The following is a 2,821-nucleotide window of genomic DNA, read 5'->3' on the forward strand; positions in this document are numbered from 1 at the left end:
GCACGCGAGCGCGTCGTCGACGAAATCCGGCGAAATCATCTGCGGCCCCATTTTCCTGCATCCTCCCGACATGGCAAAAGCGATCACGATTCTAGATTCTGTTTGTCATTGATTGCAATGTACGGGCTGTCTACTATCGAACTATCCCCGGCGCGCCCCTGGCTCGCCGGCGGCCATAACGCACAGGAGACACGCATGCCTGATGGAGCTACCGCCCGGGCGGTGCCGGCCTACGCCGACGCCGTGGCCCGGTTCAGTATCGAGACCGCCGCGCAGCAACTGCACGGCGACCTGGAGCGCGGCCTGAACGCGTGCGTGGAATGCTGCGACCGGCACGCATCCGCGGACGCGATCGCGCTCGACTGGATCGACGCGGGCGGGCAGCACCACCGCTACACGTTTGCGCAGATGAAGGCGCTGTCGGCACGCGTCGCGAACCTGCTGGTCGCGCAAGGCGTGAAGCCGGGCGACGTGGTGGCGGGCTTGTTGCCGCGCACGCCGGAACTCGTCGCGACGATCCTCGGCACGTGGCGCGCGGGCGCCGTCTACCAGCCGCTGTTCACCGCGTTCGGCCCGAAGGCGATCGAGCACCGGCTGCGCATGAGCGACGCGCGCCTGGTCGTGACCAACGTCGCGAATCGCGCGAAGCTCGACGAGATCGCCGATTGCCCGCCTGTTGCGACGGTGCGCGAGCCGGCCGAAACGCTGCCGGCACGCGACATCGATTTCCGCGCGGTGCTCGATGCGCAGTCCGACGCGTTCGAACCGGTGCTGCGCAAGGGGACGGACCTGTTCATGATGATGTCGACGTCGGGCACGACGGGTTTGCCGAAGGGCGTGCCGGTGCCGCTGCGCGCGCTGCTCGCGTTCGGCGCGTACATGCGCGAAGCGGTCGACCTGCGTGCCGGCGACCGGTTCTGGAACATCGCCGATCCGGGCTGGGCGTACGGCCTCTATTACGCGATCACGGGCCCGCTGTTGCTGGGCCACGCGACGACGCTCTACGAGGGCAGCTTCACGGTAGACAGCACGTACGACGTGATCGAACGGCTCGGGATCACGAGCCTCGCCGGCTCGCCGACGGCATACCGGATGCTGATGGCGGCCGGGACGGAAGCGGCGGCGCGGCTGAAGGGCAAGCTGCGCGTGGTCAGCAGCGCGGGCGAACCGCTGAATCCGGAGGTCGTGCGCTGGTTCGACGCGGCGCTCGGCGCGCCGATCTACGATCACTACGGCCAGACCGAACTCGGGATGGTCGTGAACAACCACCACGGCCTCGCGCATGCGGTCCACGCCGGTTCGGCCGGCTTCGCGATGCCGGGCTACCGTGTCGCGGTGCTCGATGAAGCGAGCCGCGAGCTCGAGCCCGGCGAGCCCGGCAACCTCGCGATCGACATCGCGCGCTCGCCGCTGCTGTGGTTCCACGGCTACTGGCAACAGGACACGCCGGCGATCGCGGGCGGTTATTACCGGACCGGCGACAACGTCGAACTGGAGCCGGACGGTACCGTGAGCTTCATCGGCCGCGCGGACGACGTGATCACGTCGTCCGGCTACCGGATCGGCCCGTTCGATGTGGAAAGCGCGCTGATCGAGCATCCTGCGGTGAGCGAGGCCGCCGTCATCGGCGTGCCCGACGCGGAGCGCACGGAGATCGTCAAGGCGTTCGTCGTGCTGTCGAAAGACTTCGACGGCACGCCGGCGCTGGCCGAGGAACTGAGCCTGCACGTGAAGCGGCGGCTGTCCGCTCACGCCTATCCGCGCGCGATCGACTTCGTCGACGCGCTGCCGAAAACCCCGAGCGGCAAGATCCAGCGCTTCGTGTTGCGCAAGATGGAAGCCGAGAAGGTCGCTCAACCCTGAACACATACTGTACGGACTGCGAATGGATATCAAGGATCGCGTTTTTCTGATCACGGGCGCCGGTTCGGGCCTTGGCGCCGCGGTGGCGCGCATGGTAGTCGCGGATGGCGGCAAGGCCGTGCTGCTGGACGTCAACGAAGAGGCAGGTGCGGGCCTCGCGCACGAACTCGGCGCGGCCGCACGCTTCGTGAAAACCGATGTGACGAGCGAAGCCGACGGCCAGGCGGCCATTGCCGCCGCGCGTGACGCGTTCGGCCGCATCGACGCGCTCGTCAACTGCGCGGGTGTCGCGCCGGGCGAGAAGGTGGTTGGCCGCGACGGCCCGCACTCGCTCGACCGCTTCGCGCGCGCGGTGTCGATCAATCTGGTCGGCACGTTCAACATGATCCGGCTGGCCGCCGAAGCGATGTCGAAGCAGGAGGCCAATGCGGACGGCGAACGCGGCGTGATCGTCAACACCGCGTCGGTCGCGGCGTTCGACGGGCAGATCGGGCAGGCTGCGTATGCGGCGTCGAAGAGTGGCGTGGTGGGCATGACGCTGCCGATCGCGCGCGAACTCGCGCGGTTCGGCATTCGCGTGGTGACGGTTGCACCGGGCATCTTCGCGACGCCGATGATGGCCGGCATGCCGCAGGACGTGCAGGACGCGCTCGGCAAGAGCGTGCCGTTCCCGCCGCGGCTTGGCCGCCCGGAAGAATTTGCGGCGCTGGTGCGCCACATCGCCGAGAACACGATGCTGAACGGCGAAGTCATCCGTCTCGATGGCGCGTTGCGCATGGCACCGCGCTGACACTGGAGGAAGCGAATCATGACGACTCAGGATCCGATCGTAATCGTTGGTACGGCGCGTACGCCGATGGGTGGTTTTCAGGGCGACCTCGCGGCAGCCAGCGCAAGCGACCTTGGCGCGGTAGCGATTCGCGCGGCGCTCGAGCGCGCGAACGTGCCGGCCGAGCGT

At 68.0% G+C, this 2,821-nt stretch carries 2 protein-coding genes and 1 pseudogene; all 3 read left to right on the top strand.

Features of this window, described 5'->3' with window-relative positions; translation table 11 throughout:
* Window positions 1-195: 195 nt before the first annotated feature.
* A complete protein-coding gene (locus JYJ84_RS33175) occupies window positions 196-1,863 on the top strand; it encodes an acyl-CoA synthetase (protein ID WP_122950289.1) in 1,668 nt (555 codons plus the stop codon).
* Between the two features lie 22 nt (window positions 1,864-1,885).
* Window positions 1,886-2,653, top strand: a complete 768-nt coding sequence (locus JYJ84_RS33180) for a 3-hydroxyacyl-CoA dehydrogenase (RefSeq protein ID WP_122950290.1) — start codon at window positions 1,886-1,888, stop codon at window positions 2,651-2,653.
* A gap of 18 nt (window positions 2,654-2,671) precedes the next feature.
* Window positions 2,672-2,821 (top strand): annotated as a pseudogene (locus tag JYJ84_RS33185) (acetyl-CoA C-acetyltransferase); the annotation flags it as partial.

The organism is Burkholderia sp. LMG 13014, assembly GCF_905232215.1.
Taxonomy (GTDB): domain Bacteria; phylum Pseudomonadota; class Gammaproteobacteria; order Burkholderiales; family Burkholderiaceae; genus Burkholderia.

What these genes read in the sequence shown, in the direction of transcription:
- JYJ84_RS33175 (WP_122950289.1), top strand. Translation starts at nt 196, where the DNA reads ATGCCTGATGGAGCTACCGCCCGGGCGGTGCCGGCCTACGCCGACGCC.
- JYJ84_RS33180 (WP_122950290.1), top strand. Translation starts at nt 1,886, where the DNA reads ATGGATATCAAGGATCGCGTTTTTCTGATCACGGGCGCCGGTTCGGGC.